Annotated in this window: 19 protein-coding genes and 4 pseudogenes; 16 read left to right on the top strand and 7 right to left on the bottom strand. The window is 65.0% G+C overall.

Annotated features, from left to right (window positions below):
• Positions 1-270 precede the first annotated feature (270 nt).
• The 4 genes from phaC (LOY51_RS24860) (at position 271) to LOY51_RS24875 (ending at position 5,345) form a co-directional block, all read left to right on the top strand.
• Positions 271-1,950: a class II poly(R)-hydroxyalkanoic acid synthase gene (phaC, locus tag LOY51_RS24860; RefSeq protein ID WP_125465842.1), complete on the top strand. Its 1,680-nt coding sequence runs from the start codon at positions 271-273 to the stop codon at positions 1,948-1,950.
• 64 nt (positions 1,951-2,014) lie between these two features.
• A complete protein-coding gene (phaZ, locus tag LOY51_RS24865) occupies positions 2,015-2,866 on the top strand; it encodes a poly(3-hydroxyalkanoate) depolymerase (protein ID WP_125465843.1) in 852 nt (283 codons plus the stop codon).
• Positions 2,867-3,043: 177 nt separating this feature from the next.
• Positions 3,044-4,726 carry a class II poly(R)-hydroxyalkanoic acid synthase gene (gene phaC, locus LOY51_RS24870; protein ID WP_125860778.1) on the top strand — a complete coding sequence of 561 codons (1,683 nt, stop codon included), beginning with the start codon at positions 3,044-3,046 and terminating at the stop codon, positions 4,724-4,726.
• A 4-nt stretch (positions 4,727-4,730) separates the two neighbouring features.
• Positions 4,731-5,345, top strand: coding sequence for a TetR/AcrR family transcriptional regulator (locus tag LOY51_RS24875; RefSeq protein ID WP_125465845.1), 615 nt, complete (start codon positions 4,731-4,733; stop codon positions 5,343-5,345).
• A gap of 86 nt (positions 5,346-5,431) precedes the next feature.
• On the opposite strand, the pseudogene LOY51_RS27305 reads toward LOY51_RS24875, so the two are convergent.
• The 4 genes and pseudogenes from LOY51_RS27305 to LOY51_RS24890 form a co-directional block, all read right to left on the bottom strand.
• A pseudogene (locus LOY51_RS27305) lies at positions 5,432-5,746 on the bottom strand (hypothetical protein); the annotation flags it as partial.
• Between the two features lie 78 nt (positions 5,747-5,824).
• Positions 5,825-6,247 (bottom strand): annotated as a pseudogene (locus LOY51_RS27310) (phasin family protein); the annotation flags it as partial.
• Positions 6,174-6,590, bottom strand: coding sequence for a phasin family protein (locus LOY51_RS24885; protein WP_125465847.1), 417 nt, complete (start codon positions 6,588-6,590; stop codon positions 6,174-6,176). The pseudogene LOY51_RS27310 and the gene LOY51_RS24885, both read right to left, overlap by 74 nt.
• Positions 6,591-6,829: 239 nt before the next feature.
• Complete coding sequence (locus LOY51_RS24890) at positions 6,830-7,105, bottom strand: polyhydroxyalkanoic acid system family protein (protein ID WP_110994133.1); 276 nt, start codon at positions 7,103-7,105, stop codon at positions 6,830-6,832.
• Between the two features lie 125 nt (positions 7,106-7,230).
• Between LOY51_RS24890 and ubiE the strand changes: the two genes are divergently transcribed.
• From ubiE to LOY51_RS24945, 12 genes and pseudogenes are all read left to right on the top strand, one after another.
• A complete protein-coding gene (ubiE, locus tag LOY51_RS24895) occupies positions 7,231-8,001 on the top strand; it encodes a bifunctional demethylmenaquinone methyltransferase/2-methoxy-6-polyprenyl-1,4-benzoquinol methylase UbiE (protein ID WP_050707258.1) in 771 nt (256 codons plus the stop codon).
• Positions 8,001-8,624 (top strand): ubiquinone biosynthesis accessory factor UbiJ, encoded by a 624-nt coding sequence (locus LOY51_RS24900; protein ID WP_258643493.1) that lies wholly within the window; start codon positions 8,001-8,003, stop codon positions 8,622-8,624. The genes ubiE and LOY51_RS24900 overlap by 1 nt, the downstream gene beginning before the upstream one ends.
• Positions 8,621-10,234 (top strand): ubiquinone biosynthesis regulatory protein kinase UbiB, encoded by a 1,614-nt coding sequence (gene ubiB / locus LOY51_RS24905; protein ID WP_258643495.1) that lies wholly within the window; start codon positions 8,621-8,623, stop codon positions 10,232-10,234. Before LOY51_RS24900 ends, ubiB begins: the two co-directional genes overlap by 4 nt.
• Before the next feature lie 73 nt (positions 10,235-10,307).
• A complete protein-coding gene (gene hisI / locus LOY51_RS24910; protein ID WP_110994129.1) occupies positions 10,308-10,700 on the top strand; it encodes a phosphoribosyl-AMP cyclohydrolase in 393 nt (130 codons plus the stop codon).
• 2 nt (positions 10,701-10,702) lie between these two features.
• Positions 10,703-11,038 carry a phosphoribosyl-ATP diphosphatase gene (locus LOY51_RS24915; protein ID WP_125860784.1) on the top strand — a complete coding sequence of 112 codons (336 nt, stop codon included), beginning with the start codon at positions 10,703-10,705 and terminating at the stop codon, positions 11,036-11,038.
• A 180-nt stretch (positions 11,039-11,218) separates the two neighbouring features.
• A complete protein-coding gene (locus LOY51_RS24920) occupies positions 11,219-11,491 on the top strand; it encodes a twin-arginine translocase TatA/TatE family subunit (protein WP_125465849.1) in 273 nt (90 codons plus the stop codon).
• A 3-nt stretch (positions 11,492-11,494) separates the two neighbouring features.
• Positions 11,495-11,872 (top strand): Sec-independent protein translocase protein TatB, encoded by a 378-nt coding sequence (gene tatB, locus LOY51_RS24925; protein ID WP_125860786.1) that lies wholly within the window; start codon positions 11,495-11,497, stop codon positions 11,870-11,872.
• On the top strand, positions 11,869-12,660 hold the full coding sequence (gene tatC, locus LOY51_RS24930) for a twin-arginine translocase subunit TatC (protein WP_110994125.1): 792 nt from the start codon (positions 11,869-11,871) through the stop codon (positions 12,658-12,660). Before tatB ends, tatC begins: the two co-directional genes overlap by 4 nt.
• A complete protein-coding gene (locus LOY51_RS24935) occupies positions 12,657-13,364 on the top strand; it encodes a 16S rRNA (uracil(1498)-N(3))-methyltransferase (protein ID WP_125465851.1) in 708 nt (235 codons plus the stop codon). The genes tatC and LOY51_RS24935 overlap by 4 nt, the downstream gene beginning before the upstream one ends.
• A 210-nt stretch (positions 13,365-13,574) precedes the next feature.
• A pseudogene (locus tag LOY51_RS27365) lies at positions 13,575-14,525 on the top strand (methyl-accepting chemotaxis protein); the annotation flags it as partial.
• Positions 14,526-14,783: 258 nt separating this feature from the next.
• Positions 14,784-15,380 (top strand): annotated as a pseudogene (locus LOY51_RS27370) (methyl-accepting chemotaxis protein); the annotation flags it as partial.
• 168 nt (positions 15,381-15,548) lie between these two features.
• Entirely contained in the window at positions 15,549-17,501 is a 1,953-nt protein-coding gene (locus tag LOY51_RS24945; RefSeq protein WP_258643501.1) for a methyl-accepting chemotaxis protein, read from the top strand.
• Between the two features lie 110 nt (positions 17,502-17,611).
• On the opposite strand, the gene LOY51_RS24950 is transcribed toward LOY51_RS24945, so the two are convergent.
• The 3 genes from LOY51_RS24950 to LOY51_RS24960 form a co-directional block, all read right to left on the bottom strand.
• Positions 17,612-18,346, bottom strand: a complete 735-nt coding sequence (locus LOY51_RS24950; protein ID WP_125861437.1) for an amino acid ABC transporter ATP-binding protein — start codon at positions 18,344-18,346, stop codon at positions 17,612-17,614.
• Positions 18,339-19,301: an amino acid ABC transporter permease gene (locus LOY51_RS24955; protein WP_258643503.1), complete on the bottom strand. Its 963-nt coding sequence runs from the start codon at positions 19,299-19,301 to the stop codon at positions 18,339-18,341. The genes LOY51_RS24950 and LOY51_RS24955 overlap by 8 nt, the downstream gene beginning before the upstream one ends.
• Positions 19,302-19,412: 111 nt before the next feature.
• The gene (locus tag LOY51_RS24960; RefSeq protein ID WP_167409836.1) at positions 19,413-20,210 is read right to left on the bottom strand and encodes a transporter substrate-binding domain-containing protein; all 798 of its coding nucleotides are present in this window, start codon (positions 20,208-20,210) and stop codon (positions 19,413-19,415) included.
• Between the last annotated feature and the right edge of the window lie 85 nt (positions 20,211-20,295).

Genomic DNA, 20,295 nt, shown 5'->3' on the forward strand with positions numbered 1-20,295 from the left:
AAAGACTGGCTGTCTTGCGCATTACATGAAAGTCGGGTAACCAATGGAGCTGGCAAGTTCCCTGCATCGCCTTTTCGGCAGGCAGGGCCAGGCCGGTATGTAGAGGTCGCGAGCGAAAGCAGGTTGTCTTCACACGCAGAAACCCCCGCAGCTCATCATCGACACGCATCCGGTCGCAGCACCGCTGTTCCTTATCACTGGTCACCCGAGTAGCAGTACCGGGCTGTCACAGCACACCGGTACTCGTCTCAGGACAACGGAGCGTCGTAGATGAGTAACAAGAACAACGATGAGTTGCAGCGGCAGGCCTCAGAGAACACCCTGGGGCTGAACCCGGTCATCGGCATTCGCCGTAAGGATTTGCTCACGTCGGCGCGCACGGTATTGCGCCAGGCGGTTCGCCAGCCATTGCACAGTGCCAAGCACGTGGCGCATTTCGGCCTGGAACTGAAGAACGTGCTGCTGGGCAAATCCAGCCTGCAGCCCGGTGGCGACGACCGTCGCTTCCAGGACCCGGCCTGGAGCCACAACCCACTGTACCGGCGCTACCTGCAGACGTACCTGGCCTGGCGCAAGGAGCTCAACGACTGGATCGGCGAAAGCGACCTGTCGCCCCAGGACATCACCCGTGGCCAGTTCGTCATCAACCTGATGACCGAAGCCATGGCACCGACCAACACCCTCTCCAACCCGGCGGCGATCAAGCGCTTCTTCGAAACCGGCGGCAAGAGCCTGCTCGACGGGCTGTCCAACCTCGCCAAGGACATGGTCAACAACGGCGGCATGCCCAGCCAGGTGAACATGGAAGCCTTCGAGGTGGGCAAGAACCTGGGCACCAGTGAAGGCGCGGTGGTGTACCGCAACGACGTGCTCGAACTGATCCAGTACAAACCCATCACCGAGCAGGTGCACAGCCGCCCGCTGCTGGTGGTGCCGCCGCAGATCAACAAGTTCTACGTGTTCGACCTGAGCCCGGAAAAGAGCCTGGCGCGCTTCTGCCTGCGCTCGCAGCAGCAGACCTTCATCATCAGCTGGCGCAACCCGACCAAGGCCCAGCGCGAGTGGGGCCTGTCCACCTACATCGACGCCCTCAAGGAAGCGGTCGACGCGGTGCTGGCGATCACCGGCAGCAAGGACCTGAACATGCTCGGCGCCTGCTCCGGGGGCATCACCTGCACCGCGCTGGTGGGCCACTACGCGGCCCTGGGCGAGAAGAAGGTCAACGCCCTGACCCTGCTGGTCAGCGTGCTCGACACCACGATCGATACCGAGGTGGCGCTGTTCGTCGACGAGCAGACGCTGGAGGCCGCCAAGCGCCACTCCTATCAGTCCGGGGTGCTCGAGGGCAGCGACATGGCCAAGGTGTTCGCCTGGATGCGCCCCAACGACCTGATCTGGAACTACTGGGTCAACAACTACCTGCTGGGCAATTCACCGCCCGTGTTCGACATCCTGTTCTGGAACAACGACACCACGCGCCTGCCGGCCGCCTTCCACGGCGACCTGATCGAAATGTTCAAGAACAACCCGCTGATCCGCGCCAATGCTCTGGAGGTGTGCGGCACCGCCATCGACCTGAAGCAGGTCGACTGCGACATCTTCAGCGTCGCCGGTACCGCCGACCACATCACCCCGTGGCAGTCGTGCTACCGCTCGGCGCACCTGTTCGGCGGCAAGATCGAATTCGTGCTGTCCAACAGCGGCCATATCCAGAGCATCCTCAACCCGCCGGGCAACCCCAAGGCGCGCTTCATGACCGGTGAAGACCGCCCGGACGACCCGCTGGCCTGGCAGGAGAACGCGGTCAAGCACGCCGACTCCTGGTGGCTGCACTGGCAGACGTGGCTGGGCGATCGCGCCGGGGAACTGAAGAAGGCGCCAACCCGGCTGGGCAACCGCACCTATGGCGCAGGCGAGGCCGCACCGGGAACCTACGTGCACGAGCGTTGAGCCCAACCGCCGTGATGTGCCGGCAGGCGCATCGCGGCGCTACCTTCACCCCAGAGTCACGCGTATGCCGCAACCCTACATCTTCCGCACCGTCGAGCTGGACGATCAGTCCATCCGCACCGCGGTGCGCCCGGGCAAGCCGCACCTGACGCCGCTGCTGATCTTCAACGGCATCGGCGCCAACCTCGAACTGGTGTTCCCCTTCATCGAGGCGCTGGACCCGGACCTGGAAGTGATCGCCTTCGACGTGCCCGGGGTCGGCGGCTCGTCGACGCCGCGTCACCCGTACCGCTTCCCCGGCCTGGCCAAGTTGACCGCGCGCATGCTCGACTACCTCGACTACGGCCAGGTCAATGCCATCGGTGTGTCCTGGGGCGGGGCGCTTGCCCAGCAGTTCGCCCACGACTACCCCGAGCGCTGCAAGAAGCTGGTGCTGGCCGCCACCGCCGCCGGTGCGGTGATGGTGCCGGGCAAGCCCAAGGTGCTGTGGCTGATGGCCAGCCCCCGGCGTTACATTCAGCCGTCCCACGTGATCCGCATCGCCCCCATGATCTATGGCGGCGCCTTTCGCCGCGACCCGGACCTGGCGCTGCACCACGCCTCGAAAGTGCGCTCCGGCGGCAAGATGGGCTACTACTGGCAGCTGTTCGCCGGGCTCGGCTGGACCAGCATCCACTGGCTGCACAAGATCCAGCAACCCACCCTGGTGCTGGCCGGCGACGACGACCCGCTGATCCCCCTGGTCAACATGCGCCTGCTGGCCTGGCGGATTCCCAATGCCCAGCTACACATAATCGACGATGGCCACCTGTTCCTGATCACCCGGGCCGAGGCCGTCGCCCCGATCATCATGAAATTCCTCCAGCAAGAGCGCCAGCGCGCGGTCATGCACCCCCGGCCCGCCTCGGGCGGCTGATGCAGACGCGCTGGCGTCTGTGGGAGCGGCTTTAGCCGCGAAGCAAGCGACACGGTGAATGGCACCGGCTACGCCGGTGTTCGCGGCTAACGCCGCTCCCACAGGTCTCTGGTGGGTCAGGCAGTGATGCGCAGCACCACCAGAGCGGCCCGATTGCTATAACGATGGAGTGTTGGCATGAAAGACAAACCGGCAACAGGGACGATACCGGTCCCGGCCACCAGCATGAACGTGCAGAACGCGATCACTGGCCTGCGCGGCCGCGACCTGCTTTCGACGCTGCGCCATGTCGGTCGCCATGGCCTGCGCCACCCGCTGCACACGGCAAAACACCTGCTGGAGCTGGGCGGCACCCTGGGCCGGGTGATGCTCGGCGACACCCCCTTCCAGCCGCACGCGCGCGACAGCCGCTTCAGTGACCCCACCTGGAGCCAGAACCCGTTCTACCGGCGCAGCCTGCAGGCCTACCTGGCCTGGCAGAAACAGACCCGCCTGTGGGTCGAGGAAAGCTCACTGTCCCACGATGATCGCGTGCGCGCGCAGTTCCTGTTCAACCTGATCAACGACGCCATCGCCCCGAGCAACTCGCTGCTCAATCCGCTGGCGGTCAAGGAGCTGCTCAACACCGGCGGCCAGAGCCTGCTGCGTGGCGTTGGCCACTTGCTCGACGACCTGCGCCACAACGACGGGCTGCCACGCCAGGTGGACGAGCGCGCCTTCGAGGTCGGCGGCAACCTCGCCGCCACGCCTGGCGCGGTGGTGTTTCGCAATGAGCTGCTGGAGCTGATCCAGTACAAGCCGATGAGCGAAAAGCAGTACGCCCGGCCAGTGCTGGTGGTGCCGCCGCAGATCAACAAGTTCTACATCTTCGACCTCAGCCCGACCAACAGCTTCGTCCAGTACATGCTCAAGAACGGCCTGCAGGTATTCATGATCAGCTGGCGCAACCCCGACCCGCGCCATCGCGAGTGGGGCCTGTCGAGCTACGTGCAGGCCCTGGAAGAGGCGCTCAACGCCTGCCGCAGCGTCAGCGGCAGCCGCGACCCGAACCTGATGGGCGCCTGCGCCGGCGGCCTGACCATGGCCGCGCTGCAGGGCCACCTGCAAGCCAAGAACCAACTGCGCAAGGTGCGCAGCGCCACCTACCTGGTGAGCCTGCTCGACAGCCAGTTCGACAGCCCCGCCAGCCTGTTCGCCGACGAACAGACCATCGAGGCGGCCAAGCGCCGCTCGTATCAGCGCGGCGTGCTCGACGGCGGCGAGGTGGCGCGGATCTTCGCCTGGATGCGGCCCAACGACCTGATCTGGAACTACTGGGTCAACAACTACCTGATGGGCAAGACCCCGCCGGCCTTCGACATCCTCTACTGGAACGCCGACAACACCCGCCTGCCGGCCGCCCTGCACGGCGACCTGCTGGACTTTTTCAAGCACAACCCGTTGCCCCACCCCGACGGGCTGGAGGTGTGCGGCACGCCCATCGACCTCAAGCAGGTCGACCTGGACAGCTTCACCGTGGCCGGCAGCAACGACCACATCACCCCCTGGGACGCGGTGTACCGCTCGGCCCTGCTGCTGGGTGGCGAGCGACGCTTCGTGCTGTCGCACAGCGGGCATATCCAGAGCATCATCAACCCGCCCGGCAACCCCAAGGCCTATTACCTGGATAACCCCAAGCTGTCCGGTGACCCGCGCGCCTGGTTCTACGATGCCGAGCGCCGCGACGGCAGTTGGTGGCCGCAGTGGCTGGAGTGGATCAGCCAGCGCTCCGGTACGCTCAAGGCACCGCGCACCGAGCTGGGCAACGCCACCTACCCACCGCTGGCCCCCGCGCCAGGCACCTACGTACTGGCACGCTGACTGAATGAAGACCCGCGACCGCATCCTCGAATGCGCCCTGCTGCTGTTCAACCGCCAGGGCGAACCTAACGTCTCGACCCTGGAGATCGCCAACGAACTGGGGATCAGCCCAGGCAACCTGTACTACCACTTCCACGGCAAGGAGCCGCTGGTGATCGGCCTGTTCGAGCGCTTCGAAGAACAGCTGATGCCGCTGCTCGACCCACCGCTGGACGTGCGCCTGGACGCCGAGGACTACTGGCTGTTCCTGCACCTGATCGTCGAGCGCATGGCCCAGTACCGCTTCCTGTTCCAGGACCTGTCCAACCTCACCGGGCGCCTGCCCAAGCTGGCGCGGGGCATGCGCAGCCTGATCAACGCGCTCAAGCGCACCCTCGCCGCGCTGCTGGCCAGCCTCAAGAGCCAGGGCCTGGTGACCAGCGAAACGCAAGCCTTGGGGCAATTGGTGGAACAGATCGCCCTGACCCTGATCTGTTCGCTGGATTACCAGCGGGTACTGGGGCGTGAAGGCGATGTGGGGGTGGTGGTGTACCAGGTGATGATGCTGGTGGCGCCGCACTTGCAGGCGCCGGCGCGCACGGCGGCGGAGCAGCTGGCGATGAGGTATCTGGAGGGGTGAAATGATCGCGGGGTAAGCCCGCTCCCACGTTGGCCTGAGTAGCCATTGTGGGAGCGGGCTTGCCCCGCGATGAAGGCGACGCGGTATCAGGCCTGGGCGGCCACGTTCACCGGTGCCGACGGGGTGGCGCTGGCCGGGGCCGCGCTCGGCGCCGGGGCGGCGGTGGCGGCAGGTGCCGCTGCTACCGGCTTGGCTGCCGCAGGTTTGGCCGCAGGTGCTTTCTTGACTGCTGGCTTCTTCGCCGCTGCCGGTTTGGCCGCAGGTTTGGCAGCAGCCGGCTTGGCTGCAGCGGTTTTAGCCGCAGGCTTGGCCGCAGGTTTCGCCGCAGCGGTCTTGGCGGCCGGTTTGGCAGCTGCCTTGGCCAGTGGCTTGGCAGCCGTCTTGCTGGCGGCGGCCTTGGATACCGGCGTGACCGAAGCGCCGGTCAGCTTCTCGATCTGCTTGGTCAGCGTGTCGACCTGCTGGTGCAGTGCCTTGATCTCGTTGCGGCTGGGCACGCCCAGGCGCGAGATGGCGCTGTTCAGGCGCTTGTCGAAGGCCTCTTCGAGTTCGCTCCACTTGCCCAGTGCGCGTTCCTTGACATCCGATACCCGCGAGGTGGTGGCGGACTTGGCCGAGTCGGCTGCCGAGTCGACGCTTTTCTTCGCCTGCTTCTCGGCTTTCTCGCCATCCTTCACCAGCGAATCGAACAGCTTCGGACCGTCCTGGTCGACCTTGGAATAGATACCCAGGCCAGCCAACCAGATCTTGCGGGAGTACTTCTCGATTCCGCCGATCCAGGAGCTGCCTTCTTTTTCGGTGTTCTTCTTGCCAGCCATCCTGCTCTCCTTATGGTTTGTGCGCGACGCGCTCGAGCAGCTCGTGCAGCTGTTCAAGCTTGATGGACAACGCCTCAACGTCATGTTTAGACGGAATGCCGAGGCGATTCAAGGCGCGGCCGACGCGCTCGTCGAAGGCTTTCTCGATTTTGTCCAGCTGGACCTCGACCTTGCCCCGCACGCGGGTCACTTCCTGGCCAGCTTCGTCGAGCTGGTGGTTGGCCGCATCGAGTTCTTTATGGATGCGTTTCTTGCCGCGCTTCTCGACGCCTTCACCGGCCTTGACCAGTTCCTTGAAGTAGTCGGAGCCTTCCTGGCCGACACGGGCGTATGCACCGATGCCAGCCAGCCAGATCTTGCGCGCGTAACCGCGCACTTCGCCCAGGGTGCCCTGGGCGTCGTCCTGCTTGAGATTCACTTTGGCCATGCTCTGTACCTCATGCTCATTTGGGGAGGGAGGATGAGCCCAGGGTGGTAGGGCTTGAGCGTGAAGGTAGGCGGAATAATTAGAATCCTCACCCTAAGGTGTGGCGATGCGGGGTTAGTGTGTACGGGGATCGTGGGAGCGGGCTTGCCCCGCGATAGCGTCAGCCCCGGCAATCGCTATCGCGGGGCAAGCCCGCTCCCACAAAGCCTGCCCCCGCAAACAGCAAGGACCTCGCGGCCTCAGGCCAGGGCTTTGTCCAGCGCCCGCTCGATCTCGCCCTTGATGGTGCCGCCCATCATCGACAGCATCATGCCCAGCTTGAGCTCGACGCGGATGCTGTCGTCAAAGATGTGCACGCTGCCATTGGCGCCGCTGCGGGTCACGTCTACCCGGTCGCCGTTCCAACTGGCCTTGAGGTCGTATTCGCGGCTGAGCTTGTCCACCAGCGCTTCGGCCTTGGCGCGGGCGGCTTCGCGGCCGAGGGAGTGTTTGCGTTCGACGCTGATCTGGGTCATGCGGGTGTTCCTGCTGATGTAGACATAATCGCCATTATGCCCGCCACCCCGCCACGGCACACCCCGCGAAGACAAATCCGCCCGATGCCCCTAGAATGGCGGTAATTTTTTTCTGGTGAAGCGAAATGACCGACCAGCGCAAAGGCGACCACGCCGAACCCACCACCCACTTCGGCTACCAGGATGTGCCCGAGAGCCAGAAGGCGAAGAAAGTCGCCGAGGTCTTCCACTCCGTCGCCGCCAAGTACGACCTGATGAACGACGTGCTGTCCGGCGGCATGCACCGCCTGTGGAAGCGCTTCACCATCGAGCTGTCCGGTGTGCGCAGCGGCAACCGGGTGCTGGACATCGCCGGTGGTACCGGCGACCTGGCCGCCAAGTTCTCGCGTCTGGTCGGCCCGACCGGCCAGGTGGTACTGGCCGACATCAACGACTCGATGCTCAAGGTCGGCCGTGACCGCCTGCTCGACCGGGGCGTGGCCGGCAACATCGAGTTCGTCCAGGCCGACGCCGAGAAGCTGCCGTTCCCGGACAACCACTTCGACTGCGTGACCATCGCCTTCGGCCTGCGCAACGTGACGCACAAGGACGAAGCCATTCGCTCGATGCTGCGCGTGCTCAAGCCCGGTGGCCGGCTGTTGATCCTGGAATTCTCCAAGCCCACCAACAAGCTGATGTCCAAGGCCTACGACGCCTACTCGTTCGCCTTCATGCCACTGGCCGGCAAGCTGATCACCAACGACTCCGAGAGCTACCGTTACCTCGCCGAGTCGATCCGCATGCACCCCGACCAGGAAACGCTCAAGAGCATGATGGTCGAAGCCGGCTTCGACCGCGTCACCTACCACAACATGACCAGCGGCATCGTCGCCGTGCACCGGGGGATCAAACCCTGATGCTCCTGGCCGGCCTTCTCGCCAGCGTCGAACACGGCCTCAACCGGGTCCTGCGCATGGACAGCACGGCACTGCCGCGGCTGGCCGCGCTGGAGGGCCAGGTCATCGAGATCGACTGCGTGCAGCCGGCCGTCAAGCTGTTCGTGCTGCCCGATGAAGAAGGCCTGATGCTGGCCGCCCACTGGGAGGGCGAGGTCGATTGCACCCTGCGCGCCCCGGCCGGGCGCCTGGCCCAGTTGGCCCTGAGCAAGGACAAGAGCGCCGTGCTGCACAGCCCGCAGGTCGAACTGCACGGTGACAGCGCCGTGCTGCTCGACCTGGTCGCGGTGTTGCAGGACCTGGAACTGGACTGGGAACACGAGCTGCAACGCTGGCTCGGCCCGGTACCCACCGCGCTGCTCGCCGGCCACGTGCGCCTGCGCGCGCGCTGGACCAGGCAAGGGCTGGCCCGTTTCAGCCAGAACCTTTCCGAGTACCTGGCCGAAGAGTCCCGCACCCTGGTCGGCAAACGCGAAGCCGAAGCGGCGTTCAGCGAACTCGATGCGCTCAAAGTCGACATCGAACGTCTCGAGGCGCGCCTGCGCCGCCTCGCCCACACTCTTGATACCAGCGATAACGCATGAAGCTGCTCGCCGTCCGCCGTCTGTTGCGCATCCAGCGCGTCGTGATCCGCTACCGCCTCGATGACCTGCTGTTCGAACAGCCCCTGCTGCCCTGGTGGCTGGCCAGCCTGCGCCTGCTGATGCCTTGGCGCTGGCTGCCGCGCAAACCCCTCGAACTCAGCCGTGGTGCGCGCATGCGCCTGGCACTGCAGGACCTGGGGCCGATCTTCATCAAGTTCGGCCAGCTGCTGTCCACCCGCCGTGACCTGCTGCCCACCGACATCGCCGACGAGCTGATGCTGCTGCAGGACCGGGTGCCGCCGTTCGACCCGCAGCACGCCGTGGCGCTGATCGAAGAGCAGCTGGGGGCCAAGGTTGGCGAGGTGTTCAGCCGTTTCAACGTCGAGCCGCTGGCCTCCGCTTCGGTAGCCCAGGTGCACGCCGCACGCCTGAAAAGCGGCGAAGAAGTGGTGGTCAAGGTGGTGCGCCCGGGCCTCAAGCCGGTGATCGCCCAGGACCTGGCCTGGCTGTTCCTGATCGCCAAGGCCGCCGAGCGCGCCTCGGCCGATGCCCGCCGTCTGCACCCGGTCGAGATCGTCGGCGACTACGAAAAGACCATCTACGACGAGCTCGACCTGCTGCGCGAGGCGGCCAACGCCAGCCAGCTGCGGCGCAATTTCGAAGGCTCGGAACTGATGTACGTGCCCCAGGTGTACTGGGACTTCTGCCGGCCCAAGGTGCTGGTCATGGAGCGCATCTACGGTGTGCCGGTCACCGACATGGCCACCCTGGCCGACCAGCGCACCGACATGAAGCTGCTGGCCGAGCGCGGTGTCGAGGTGTTCTTCACCCAGGTGTTCCGCGACAGCTTCTTCCACGCCGACATGCACCCGGGCAACATCTTCGTCAGCACGGTCAAGCCGTGGAGCCCGCAGTACATCGCCATCGACTGCGGCATCGTCGGCAGCCTCACCGCCGAGGACCAGGACTACCTGGCGCGCAACCTGATCGCCTTCTTCAAGCGCGACTACCGCCGCGTGGCGCAACTGCACATCGATTCGGGCTGGGTGCCGGCGCAGACCAAGGTCAACGAGTTCGAAGCGGCGATCCGCACCGTGTGCGAGCCGATCTTCGAAAAGCCGCTCAAGGACATCTCCTTCGGCCAGGTGCTGATGCGCCTGTTCCAGACCGCCCGGCGCTTCAACATGGAAGTCCAGCCGCAACTGGTGCTGCTGCAGAAGACCCTGCTCAACATCGAAGGCCTGGGCCGCCAGCTGTACCCCGACCTGGACCTGTGGAGCACCGCCAAGCCGTTCCTCGAACGCTGGATGCGCGAACGCATGAGCCCCAAGGCGGTGTTCGGCAACCTGTACAGCCAGGCCGAGCAACTGCCGCACCTGGCCGACATGACCCGCGACCTGCTCGAACGCCTGTCGCAGCCGCACCTGCACGACCCGCAACTGCCCGAACGCCGTCGCCAGGGCGACAACTGGGCGCTGCGCCTGCTCGGTGCCGGCCTGCTGGCCGGCGGCGCCACGCTGGCCACCGGCGCCGTGAGCCTGAGCGCCCCGGCGGCGTGGCCGGCCTGGTTGATGCTGGCCGCAGGCTTGTACCTGATCGTGCGCCGATAGCCAGCCGCGCGGCTGGCTGGCACACTAGCGCACAGGGGCCCGGTACGGGAGCGGGCCCGGTTTGGAGTCGACGATGAAAGACTGGCTGGACGAGATCAAGTGGAACAGCGATGGCCTGGTACCGGCCATCGCCCAGGACCACAAGACCGGGCGCGTGCTGATGATGGCCTGGATGAACCGTGAATCCCTCGTGCTGACCGCCGCCGAAAACCGCGCCATCTACTGGTCGCGCTCGCGGGGCAAGCTGTGGCGCAAGGGCGAAGAGTCGGGCCATGTGCAGAAACTGCACGAAATGCGCCTGGACTGCGACGCCGACGTGATCATCCTGATGGTCGAGCAGTTGGGCCATATCGCCTGTCATACCGGCCGCGAAAGTTGCTTCTACCGCGTCTTCGAAGACGGCCAGTGGAAAATCGTCGATCCGGTCCTGAAGGACCCGGACGCCATCTACAGCGCAGGACACTGAACATGAGCGACACGCTGAACCGCCTCGCCGAAGTGCTGGAAGAACGCAAGCACGCCGCCCCCGACAGCAGCTATGTGGCCAGCCTCTATCACAAGGGCCTGAACAAGATCCTCGAGAAACTCGGCGAAGAGTCGATCGAGACCATCATCGCCGCCAAGGATGCCGCCGCCAGCAAGGATTACAGCGATGTAATCTATGAGACCGCCGACCTGTGGTTTCATAGCCTGGTCATGCTCAGCGCGCTGGGCCAGCACCCGCAGGCGGTGTTGGACGAACTGGATCGCCGGTTCGGCCTGTCCGGCCACGACGAGAAGGCGGCGCGACAGCCGTCTGCCTGACTTATCACAGCCCCTGTGGGAGCGGGTTCACCCGCGAAGCAGGCGCCGCAATGCCGGGCAATGGTTTCGCCCGTGTTCGCGGCGGTTCGGCGCCCCGATGAACCCGCTCCCACAGGTCCTGCATGGCCTGTAGGCGCTTGATCGGTCTCGCTGGCCGACACACATTTTCAGGAGTTTGAGATGGGCATTTTCGACTGGAAACACTGGATCGTCCTGCTGGTCGTCGTCGTGCTGGTGTTCGGCACCAAGAAGCTGAAGAACTTCGGCAGCGACCTGGGCGAATCGATCAAGGGCTTTCGCAAGGCCATGAACGAAGAAGAAAGCAAGCCGGCCGAGCAGACCCCGCCGCCCGCCCAGCCCGTGCCACCGGTGCAGAACACCGCGCAGCAGGCCCAGGGCCACACCATCGAGGGCCAGGCGCAGCCGGTCCAAGAGCCGCAGCGGAAAGACTGACCCATGTTCGGCATCAGTTTCAGTGAGCTGCTGCTCGTCGGCCTGGTCGCCCTGCTGGTGCTCGGCCCCGAGCGCCTGCCGGGCGCCGCGCGCACCGCAGGCCTGTGGATAGGCCGGCTCAAGCGCAGCTTCAATGCGATCAAGATGGAGGTCGAGCGCGAAATCGGCGCCGACGACATCCGCCGCCAGCTGCACAACGAGCACATCCTGCAGATGGAACAGGAAGCCAAGCGCATCCTCAATCCACTGGCGCCGCCTGCCGCCCAGCCCGGCACTGATGCACCCGCAACCCCAGCAGCACCCGCCGCCGACGCAGCACCGACGCCACCTGCCGCTGCGCCGCAACCCTCCGAGCCGCCACCACCGCCGCGAGCCCCATGAGCGATAACCCGGAAAACGACCAGCCGATGCCGCTGGTTTCGCACCTGACCGAGCTGCGCACCCGCCTGCTGCGATGCGTCGCCGCCATCTTCCTGATCTTCGCCGGGCTGTTCTCCTTCGCCCAGCAGATCTATACCCTGGTGTCGGCGCCGCTGCGCGCGCACTTGCCGGCCAACGCGACGATGATCGCCACCGACGTGGCCTCGCCGTTCCTCACGCCGTTCAAGCTGACCATGATCGTTTCGCTGTTCCTGGCGATCCCGTTCATCCTCCAGCAGATCTGGGGCTTCATCGCGCCAGGGCTGTACCGCCACGAAAAGCGCATCGCCATCCCGCTGCTGGTGTCGAGCATCTTCCTGTTCTACGCCGGCATGGCCTTCGCCTACTTCCTGGTGTTCCCGCTGATCTTCGGCTTCTTCGCCAGCGCCACCCCCGAGGGCGTGTCGATGATGACCGACATCGCCAGTTACCTCGACTTCGTCATGACCTTGTTCTTCGCCTTCGGCGTGGCCTTCGAGATTCCGGTGGCCGTGGTGCTGCTGGTGTGGATCGGCGTGGTCGACGTGCAGTACCTGAAGAAGATCCGCCCGTACGTGATCATCGGCTGCTTCGTGGTCGGCATGGTACTGACGCCGCCGGACATCTTCTCCCAGACCCTGCTGGCCGTGCCCATGTGGCTGCTGTTCGAGATCGGCGTGCTGTGCGGCAGCCTGATCCGCAAGCGCAGCCACGAGCGCGACGAACACAACGAAGACCACAACGACCAACCGCCTGCGACCCAACCGTGAACCTGCTGCTTCTCGAAGAGGCCGACTTCGTGTCGGCCGACCGCGTCATCCTCGCCGACCGCCGTTTCACCCACATGCAGGAGATCCACGGCGTGGCGGTGGGCGACAGCCTGCGCGTCGGGCGTATCAACGGTTTGATGGGCAAGGCCGAGGTGGTCCGCCTCGAAGGCCATGAAGCCGAGCTTCAGGTGGCCTTCCACCAGCCGCCACCCGCCAAGCTGCCGCTCACCCTGGTGCTGGCTGTGCCCCGGCCGAAAATGCTCCGCCGGCTGTTCCAGACCATCGCCACCCTGGGCGTTGAGCGGCTGATCCTGGTCAACAGCTACAAGGTCGAGAAGAGTTTCTGGCAGACGCCGTTCCTCAACCCCGAAACAATCCGGGAAAACCTCATCCTGGGCCTGGAACAGGCCCGCGACACGGTCTTGCCGGAAGTCATCATCGAAAAACGCTTCAAACCATTCGTCGAGGACCGCCTGCCCGCCATCGCCGCAGGCACCCTCGGCCTGGTCGGCCACCCCGGCCCTTACCCGGCCTGCCCGCGCGCCGTGGAAGGCCCGGTAACCCTGGCGATCGGCCCCGAAGGCGGCTGGATCCCGTACGAAGTCGACCTGCTGCACAAGGCAGGCCTGGCGCCGGTGCAGCTGGGTGATCGCATCCTACGGGTCGAGACAGCTGTCACTGCCCTGCTTTCGCGAATTTTCTGACAAACGGGTCAGCTTTCGCCCATCAAGTTTCCTCGACGCACGCCGATGGCCTTGGCAACAGAACAATAATCCGCACTGCCACGCGCCGGGGAGTCGTCTATGTACCGTTGGTTTGCCCAGTCACTGGGGAATGTAAGCGTCAATCGCAAGTTGGGGATCGGCTTCGGCCTGGTACTGCTGTTCACCCTGGGCATCACCTTCACCGGGTGGATGGGGATCGACAGCGTGACCAGCCGGGGCGACAAGCTCGGTAATATCTCGGTCATCCACCAGTACACCCAGGACCTGCGCATCGCTCGCCAGCACTATGAGCGCAACCGCGACGAGGCCTCGGTGGCCGAGCTGGAAAAAGCCCTGGCCAACCTCGAACGCCAGGTACAGCTGATGCTGGGCCAGATCGAGCTCCCCGCCGACCGCCAGCGCCTGGACCAGCAACAAGGCGCCGTGCGCGAATACCAACAGGCCTTCGCCGAGCTCAAGCAGGCCGGCCAGCGCCGCGAAGCCAGCCGTGGCCTGCTGGGCGACAGCGCCGACAAGGCCGCCGCATTGATCGGCAAAGTTCAGCAGCGCCTGCTGCAGGCCGGCGATATCCAGCAATACCAGCAAACCGTGGAAACCAGCGCCTTGCTGCAGCAGGCGCGCTTCCAGGTGCGCGGCTACACCTACAGCGGCAAGGCCGAGTTCCAGCAGACCGCCCTCACCGCCATCGACCAGGCCATGGCCGTGCTCAAGGCCCTGCCGGCCAAGCTCCCCGCCGAATACGCCGCCAGCCTTGACGATGCCGCCGAGGCCCTGGCCGCCTACCGTGACGCAGTGAACCAGTTCGGCAGCGCCCAGTCCGCCAGCGAACAAACCCTGCAGCGCATGGCCGCCCAAGGCCAGCTGCTGCTCAGCACCAGCCAGGAAATGACCCTGTCGCAGACCAATGTCCGCGACCAGGGCACCCAGCAAGCCAAGACCCTGCTCGCCGGCGCCACCGCCCTGGCGCTGCTGCTGGGTGTGCTGGCCGCCCTGGCCATCACCCGGCAGATCATCGTGCCCCTGCGCCAGACCCTGACCGCCGCCGAGCGCGTGGCCAACGGCGACCTCAGCCAGGACCTGCAGGCCGACCGCCGCGACGAGCTGGGCCAGCTGCAGGCCAGCATGCAGCGCATGACCCAGGGCCTGCGCCAGCTGATCAGCGGCATCGGCGACGGCGTCACGCAGATCGCCAGCGCCGCCGAGGAGCTGTCGGCGGTGACCGAACAGACCAGCGCCGGGGTGAACAACCAGAAGGTCGAGACCGACCAGGTGGCCACCGCCATGAACGAGATGGCTGCCACCGTGCAGGAAGTGGCGCGCAATGCCGAACAGGCCTCGGAGGCGGCACTGATGGCCGACCAGCAGGCCCGCGAAGGCGACAAGGTGGTGACCGAGGCAATTACCCAGATCGAACGCCTGGCCCACGAAGTGGTGAACTCCAGCGAAGCGATGAACCAGCTCAAGGCTGAAAGCGACAAGATCGGCAGCGTGCTCGACGTGATCAAGTCGGTTGCACAACAGACCAACCTGCTGGCGCTCAACGCCGCCATCGAAGCCGCCCGTGCCGGCGAAGCCGGGCGCGGTTTCGCCGTGGTCGCCGACGAGGTGCGCAGCCTGGCCCAGCGCACCCAGCAGTCGACCGAAGAGATCGAAGAGCTGATCGCCGGCCTGCAAAATGGCACCCAGCGCGTGGCCAGCGTGATGGACAACAGCCGCAGCCTCACCGACAGCAGCGTCGAGCTGACCCGCCGCGCCGGCGGCTCGCTGGAAACCATCACCCGCACCGTCTCGTCGATCCAGGCGATGAACCAGCAGATCGCCACGGCTGCCGAGCAGCAGAGTGCGGTGGCCGAGGAGATCAACCGCAGCGTGATGAACGTACGCGATATCTCCGACCAGACCTCCGCCGCCAGTGAAGAGACCGCCAGCTCCAGTGTCGAATTGGCGCGCCTGGGCACCCACCTGCAGGGTCTGGTCGCCAAGTTCAGGCTGTAACGCCCGGCGTGGCCGGGCCCCTCAGGGCTACCCGGTCACGACTTCTCCTATGCGTCGAAGGGAATCCTCCTACGCAATTCGCAGGTACAGTCTTACGCCTCCCCGGCCGATGAGCAGGATGTACACGCCCCGCGTCACGCAGGGCGCCCTCATCGCCGGAGACTCACCATGCTCGGACCGCTCAACCGCATGCTCGGCCACCTCAGCGTGCGCCTCAAGCTGGCCATGGGCTTTGCCCTGGTCCTGTTGCTCACCCTGCTGACCACCCTGACCGGCTGGCAGGCCCTGGGTGATGCCATCGACCGCTCGGAAAAGCTCAGCCAGATCGCCCAGCTCAACGAGCTCAGCAAGGACTTGCGCGCCGAGCGCATTACCTTCCGCGTGCTCAGCGACGATCAGAGCCGCACCCAGCTTGCACAGACCATCAAACAGCTCGAAGCCTTGATAGAAACCATGCGCCCACGCTACCTGTCCCCGGAGAACGTGCGCCTGATCGCCGAGAAGCGCGACTTGGTTGAGCGCTACCGGGCTGACTTCGAAAAACTGCAGCAGGCCGTGGCGACACGCCAGCAGCACCACACAGCCCTGCAGCAGCAGGAGTCCGAGCAGGATCAGCACATCAGCGCCCTGCAAGGTGAGCTGGTCAAGCGCTTGAGCCAGCTCGACCAACCGGCCGCCCAGAGCCAGGCACTCACCCTGATCGATACGCTCAACCGCCATGTGGAAATGGCCAACCAGCGCGCCGCCATCCCGGCCTACTACAGCGACCCGCTGCAAGCCTTCGAGGAAGTCGGCCAACCCGCCATGGATGCAGCGCAAGCCACACTCGGGCAGCTCGACCAACTGGTACGGCGCCTGGGCCTGGATGAACGCCTGAGCGCCCCCGTTGCCGCCGGTCTGGCCCGGTACCGCGAGCAGTTGCGCCAGTACGCGCGCTCAGCGATCGCCGTGGAGTTGCTGCAGAACGACATGGAGCAGTTGGGCGACCAGATCACCACCAGCAGCCGCGAGCTCAGTGACAATCAGATCGCCCTGCGCGACGAACAGGCGCTGGCCTCACGCAGCCTGATGACCAGCGTCGCCCTGCTGGCCCTGTTGATCGGCGGCTTGGCGGCCTGGCTGATCAGCCAGCAGATCACCGTACCGCTGAAACAGACCTTGCTTCAGGCCGAACGTATCGCCAAAGGCGACTTGAGCCAGATAGACGACGTCACCCGCAGCGACGACCTTGGGCAACTGCAGGGCAGCATGCGCACCATGACCCTGAGCCTGCGTGAGCTGCTGGGGGGTATCGACCATGGCGTCACCCGCTTGTCGCAAGCGGTGGACGAGCTGGCAACGGTCAGCGAGCAAACCCAGCACCGAGTCGGCCAGCAGAAGGAAGAGACCGACCAGGTGGCCACGGCAATGAACCAGATGAGCGCCACCGTGCAGGAAGTGGCACAGAACGCCGAACAGGCGTCGCAGGCCGCAACCACCGCCGACCACCAGGCGCAGTTGGGCGATCAGGTGGTGGCCCAGGCCATCGAGCGCATCGAGCAGCTCGCCGGGCAGATGGAGCACTGCCAGCAGGCCATGGCCCATCTGGCAGAAGAAAGCCAACGCATCGGCTCGATCCTCGACGTGATCAAGTCGGTGTCCGAGCAGACCAACCTGCTGGCGCTCAACGCGGCCATCGAAGCCGCGCGGGCCGGCGAGGCCGGGCGTGGCTTTGCCGTGGTCGCCGACGAGGTGCGTGGCCTGGCCCAGCGCACCCAGCAGTCGACCGAAGAGATAGAGCAACTTATCGGCAACCTGCACAGCGGCACCGAGCAGGTCATGGGGCTGCTCGACGACAGCAAGCGCCTCACCGGACAGAGCGTCGAGCTCAGCCGCAAGGCCGGTGAAGCACTTGGGCAGATCACCGCGACCGTCTCGACCATCCAGGGCATGAACCAGCAGATCGCCACGGCCAGCGAAGAGCAGAGCGTGGTGGCCGAGCAGATCAACCGCAGTGTGATGAACGTGCGCGATGTGTCGGACCAGACCAGCACGGCCAGCGAGCAGACGGCGGCGTCCAGCGTGGAGTTGGGGCAGTTGGGGCGGGAATTGCGGGGGATGGTGGGGAGGTTCAACCTTTGAAGCAGCTGCAAGCTACAAGCTACAAGCTGCAAGAAAAAGCACTACGCGTTGCCTGGGCATTCGCGGTTCGGCTTCTTCTTGTCGCTTGCGGCTTGCGGCTCGCAACTGCTTCAGAGCACCTGGCGCAGGAAGGCTTGCGCCCTCGGATCTTTCGGTGCGTCGAAGAACTGGCTTGGCGGCGAATCCTCCAGCAGCTTGCCGTGATCGAAGAACAGCACACGGTCGGCCACTTCACGGGCGAAGCCCATTTCGTGGGTTACGCAGACCATGGTCATGCCCTCTTGGGCAAGGGTCTTCATCACGTCCAGCACCTCGCCGACCATTTCCGGGTCGAGCGCCGAGGTCGGCTCGTCGAACAGCATCACCTTGGGCTCCATCGCCAGGGCGCGGGCAATCGCCACCCGCTGCTGCTGGCCACCGGACAGGCGCGACGGGAACTCGTTGGCCTTCTGCGATATGCCGACCTTTTCCAGCAGCGCCCGGGCCTTGGCTTCACGCTCGGCCTTGCCGCGCTTGCGCACCACCTTCTGCGCCAGGCACAGGTTCTCCAGCACGGTCATGTGCGGGAACAGGTTGAAGTGCTGGAACACCATGCCGACTTCGCGGCGGTAGGCGTTGATGTCGGTCTTCGGGTCGGCCAGTTGCAGGCCGTCGATGGCGACATGGCCCTGGTCGAAGTGTTCCAGGCCGTTAAGGCAGCGCAGGAAGGTCGACTTGCCCGAGCCGGACGGGCCGAGCACCACCACCACTTCGCCCTTGGCGACCTGGGTGGTGACGTTGTCCACCGCGCGCACCACCTGGCCACGGGTGTCGAAGACTTTCAGCAGGTCACGGACTTCAATCACTTTGCGCAAGCCTCCGCTCGAGCCGGCTGGCGATGTGCGACAGCGGCAGGTTGATCAGCAGGTACAGGCCTGCCACGCAGAACCAGATCTCGAAGGTCGAGAACGAAGTGGTGATGGCTTCGCGGCCGCTCTTGGTCAGCTCGGTGATGGCGATCACCGACACCAGCGAGGTGTCCTTGACCAAGCTGATGAACTGCCCGGCCAGCGGCGGCAGCACGCGCTTGAACGCCTGCGGCAGGATCACGTGACGCATCGACTGGGCGCCGTTGAGGCCCAGCGAGCGTGCCGCCTCGTTCTGGCCCTTGGCGATCGACTGCACGCCGGCACGGACGATCTCGGCCACGTAGGCGCCGGTGAACAATGCCAGCGCCGCCACCCCGGCGAACTCGCGGCTCAGGTTGAGCACGGTGCCGATGAAGAAGTAGAAGATGAAGATCTGCACCAGCAACGGCGTGCCACGCACCAGTTCGACGTAGACCGTGGACAGGTCACGCAGGGTCGGGTTGTTCGACAGCCGGCACAGCCCGGCAAACAGGCCGATCAGCAGGCCCAGGGCGCCGGAAATCACCGACAGCCAGAGCGTGGTCCACAGGCCCCAGGCCAGGGGCCCCGCGGCCCAATGGCGGGTGACACCGATGGCATCGCCTTCGGCGACGTCGTCGCCACGGGCCAGCAGCATGCTGTCCTTGGCCACTTCGATCACCTGGGTGTCGCCGCTTTCATCCTTCAGGGTGACCCGGGCGTTGTCGCCGGACACCACGATTTCCTCGACCGTGCCTGTGTTGGCGGCACGCTGGGTTTCCTCGGCCTTGTAGGCGAAGTATTGCGGAACGCGGTTCCAGCGCCACTCATAGGAAATCATCGAGGTGGCCAGGTACAGGCTGAACGCCAGGCCCACCAGGACCAGCGCGGTCAGCCCATGCCAGGGCCACTGTGCTTTCTTGTGTTTGATCACGTGCTCACTCCAGAAAGCGACAAGCCGCAAGCCACAAGCCTCAAGAAGAAGCGGACCTCACTGCGGCCTGCTTCTTCTTGTCGCTTGCAGCTTGCGGCTTGAAGCTGCCTCTTATTCCATTTCCTTCAGCCAGTCCTTGTTCTTGAACCACTTGTCGTGGATACGATCGTAGGTCCCGTCATGCTTGATCTGGTGCAGGAAGTTGTTGATGAAGTTGATGCTGTCGTAGTCGCCTTTCTTCAGGCCGAAGGCCAGCGGCTCGTAGGTGAAGGGTTCTTCGAGGAACAGCAGCTTGCCGGCGCCGGCCTTCTCCACTGCCACCACGTTGTACGGCGCGTCGTAGACGAAGGCGTCAGCCTTGCCGTTGACCACGTCCATCACCGCTTCCTGCTCGTTGTCGTAGCCGTGGTACTTGGCTTTGCCGATCAGCTTCTTGGAAACCATCTCGCCGGTGGTACCAAGCTTGGAGGTGATGCGGTACTTCTCGTTGTTCAGGTCTTTGTACGACTTGATCTCGCCCGCCAGTTCCTTGCGGATCAGCAGGGTCTGGCCGACCACGATGAAGGGTTCGCTGAAGTTCAGGCGCAGGTTGCGCTCTTGAGTGAGGGTCATGCCGCTGCCGATGAAGTCGAACTTGTCGGTGAGCAGGGCCGGGATGATGCCGTCATAGGCGGTGGAGACGGTCTCCAGCTTGACGCCCATGGACTTGGCCATGGCCTTGAGGATGTCGACTTCGAAGCCGATGATCTCGCCGCGTTTGTTGGTCATCTCGAACGGCATGTAGGTCGGGTCCATACCGACCCGCAGGGTGCCGCGCTTGACCGCGTCGTCGATGGCGCCGGCCTGGGCGGCGGTTACCGCGATGAGGGCGGTGGCACCGACCAGCAATCGCGACAGGTATTTCTTCATCATCACCAAGTCCCCTAGCAAGAAGTACGCAAATTTCTTTTTGTAGGCACGGCCTGACAGGCCGATGCGTAATGTCGCGTAGGAT

The organism is Pseudomonas sichuanensis, assembly GCF_024749065.1.
In the GTDB taxonomy this organism is placed as follows: domain Bacteria; phylum Pseudomonadota; class Gammaproteobacteria; order Pseudomonadales; family Pseudomonadaceae; genus Aquipseudomonas; species Aquipseudomonas sichuanensis.

Coding starts and splice junctions, on each gene's coding strand:
- phaC (WP_125465842.1), top strand. CDS start 271: ATGAGTAACAAGAACAACGATGAGTTGCAGCGGCAGGCCTCAGAGAAC.
- phaZ (WP_125465843.1), top strand. CDS start 2,015: ATGCCGCAACCCTACATCTTCCGCACCGTCGAGCTGGACGATCAGTCC.
- phaC (WP_125860778.1), top strand. CDS start 3,044: ATGAAAGACAAACCGGCAACAGGGACGATACCGGTCCCGGCCACCAGC.
- LOY51_RS24875 (WP_125465845.1), top strand. CDS start 4,731: ATGAAGACCCGCGACCGCATCCTCGAATGCGCCCTGCTGCTGTTCAAC.
- LOY51_RS24885 (WP_125465847.1), bottom strand. CDS start 6,590: ATGGCCAAAGTGAATCTCAAGCAGGACGACGCCCAGGGCACCCTGGGC.
- LOY51_RS24890 (WP_110994133.1), bottom strand. CDS start 7,105: ATGACCCAGATCAGCGTCGAACGCAAACACTCCCTCGGCCGCGAAGCC.
- ubiE (WP_050707258.1), top strand. CDS start 7,231: ATGACCGACCAGCGCAAAGGCGACCACGCCGAACCCACCACCCACTTC.
- LOY51_RS24900 (WP_258643493.1), top strand. CDS start 8,001: ATGCTCCTGGCCGGCCTTCTCGCCAGCGTCGAACACGGCCTCAACCGG.
- ubiB (WP_258643495.1), top strand. CDS start 8,621: ATGAAGCTGCTCGCCGTCCGCCGTCTGTTGCGCATCCAGCGCGTCGTG.
- hisI (WP_110994129.1), top strand. CDS start 10,308: ATGAAAGACTGGCTGGACGAGATCAAGTGGAACAGCGATGGCCTGGTA.
- LOY51_RS24915 (WP_125860784.1), top strand. CDS start 10,703: ATGAGCGACACGCTGAACCGCCTCGCCGAAGTGCTGGAAGAACGCAAG.
- LOY51_RS24920 (WP_125465849.1), top strand. CDS start 11,219: ATGGGCATTTTCGACTGGAAACACTGGATCGTCCTGCTGGTCGTCGTC.
- tatB (WP_125860786.1), top strand. CDS start 11,495: ATGTTCGGCATCAGTTTCAGTGAGCTGCTGCTCGTCGGCCTGGTCGCC.
- tatC (WP_110994125.1), top strand. CDS start 11,869: ATGAGCGATAACCCGGAAAACGACCAGCCGATGCCGCTGGTTTCGCAC.
- LOY51_RS24945 (WP_258643501.1), top strand. CDS start 15,549: ATGCTCGGACCGCTCAACCGCATGCTCGGCCACCTCAGCGTGCGCCTC.
- LOY51_RS24960 (WP_167409836.1), bottom strand. CDS start 20,210: ATGAAGAAATACCTGTCGCGATTGCTGGTCGGTGCCACCGCCCTCATC.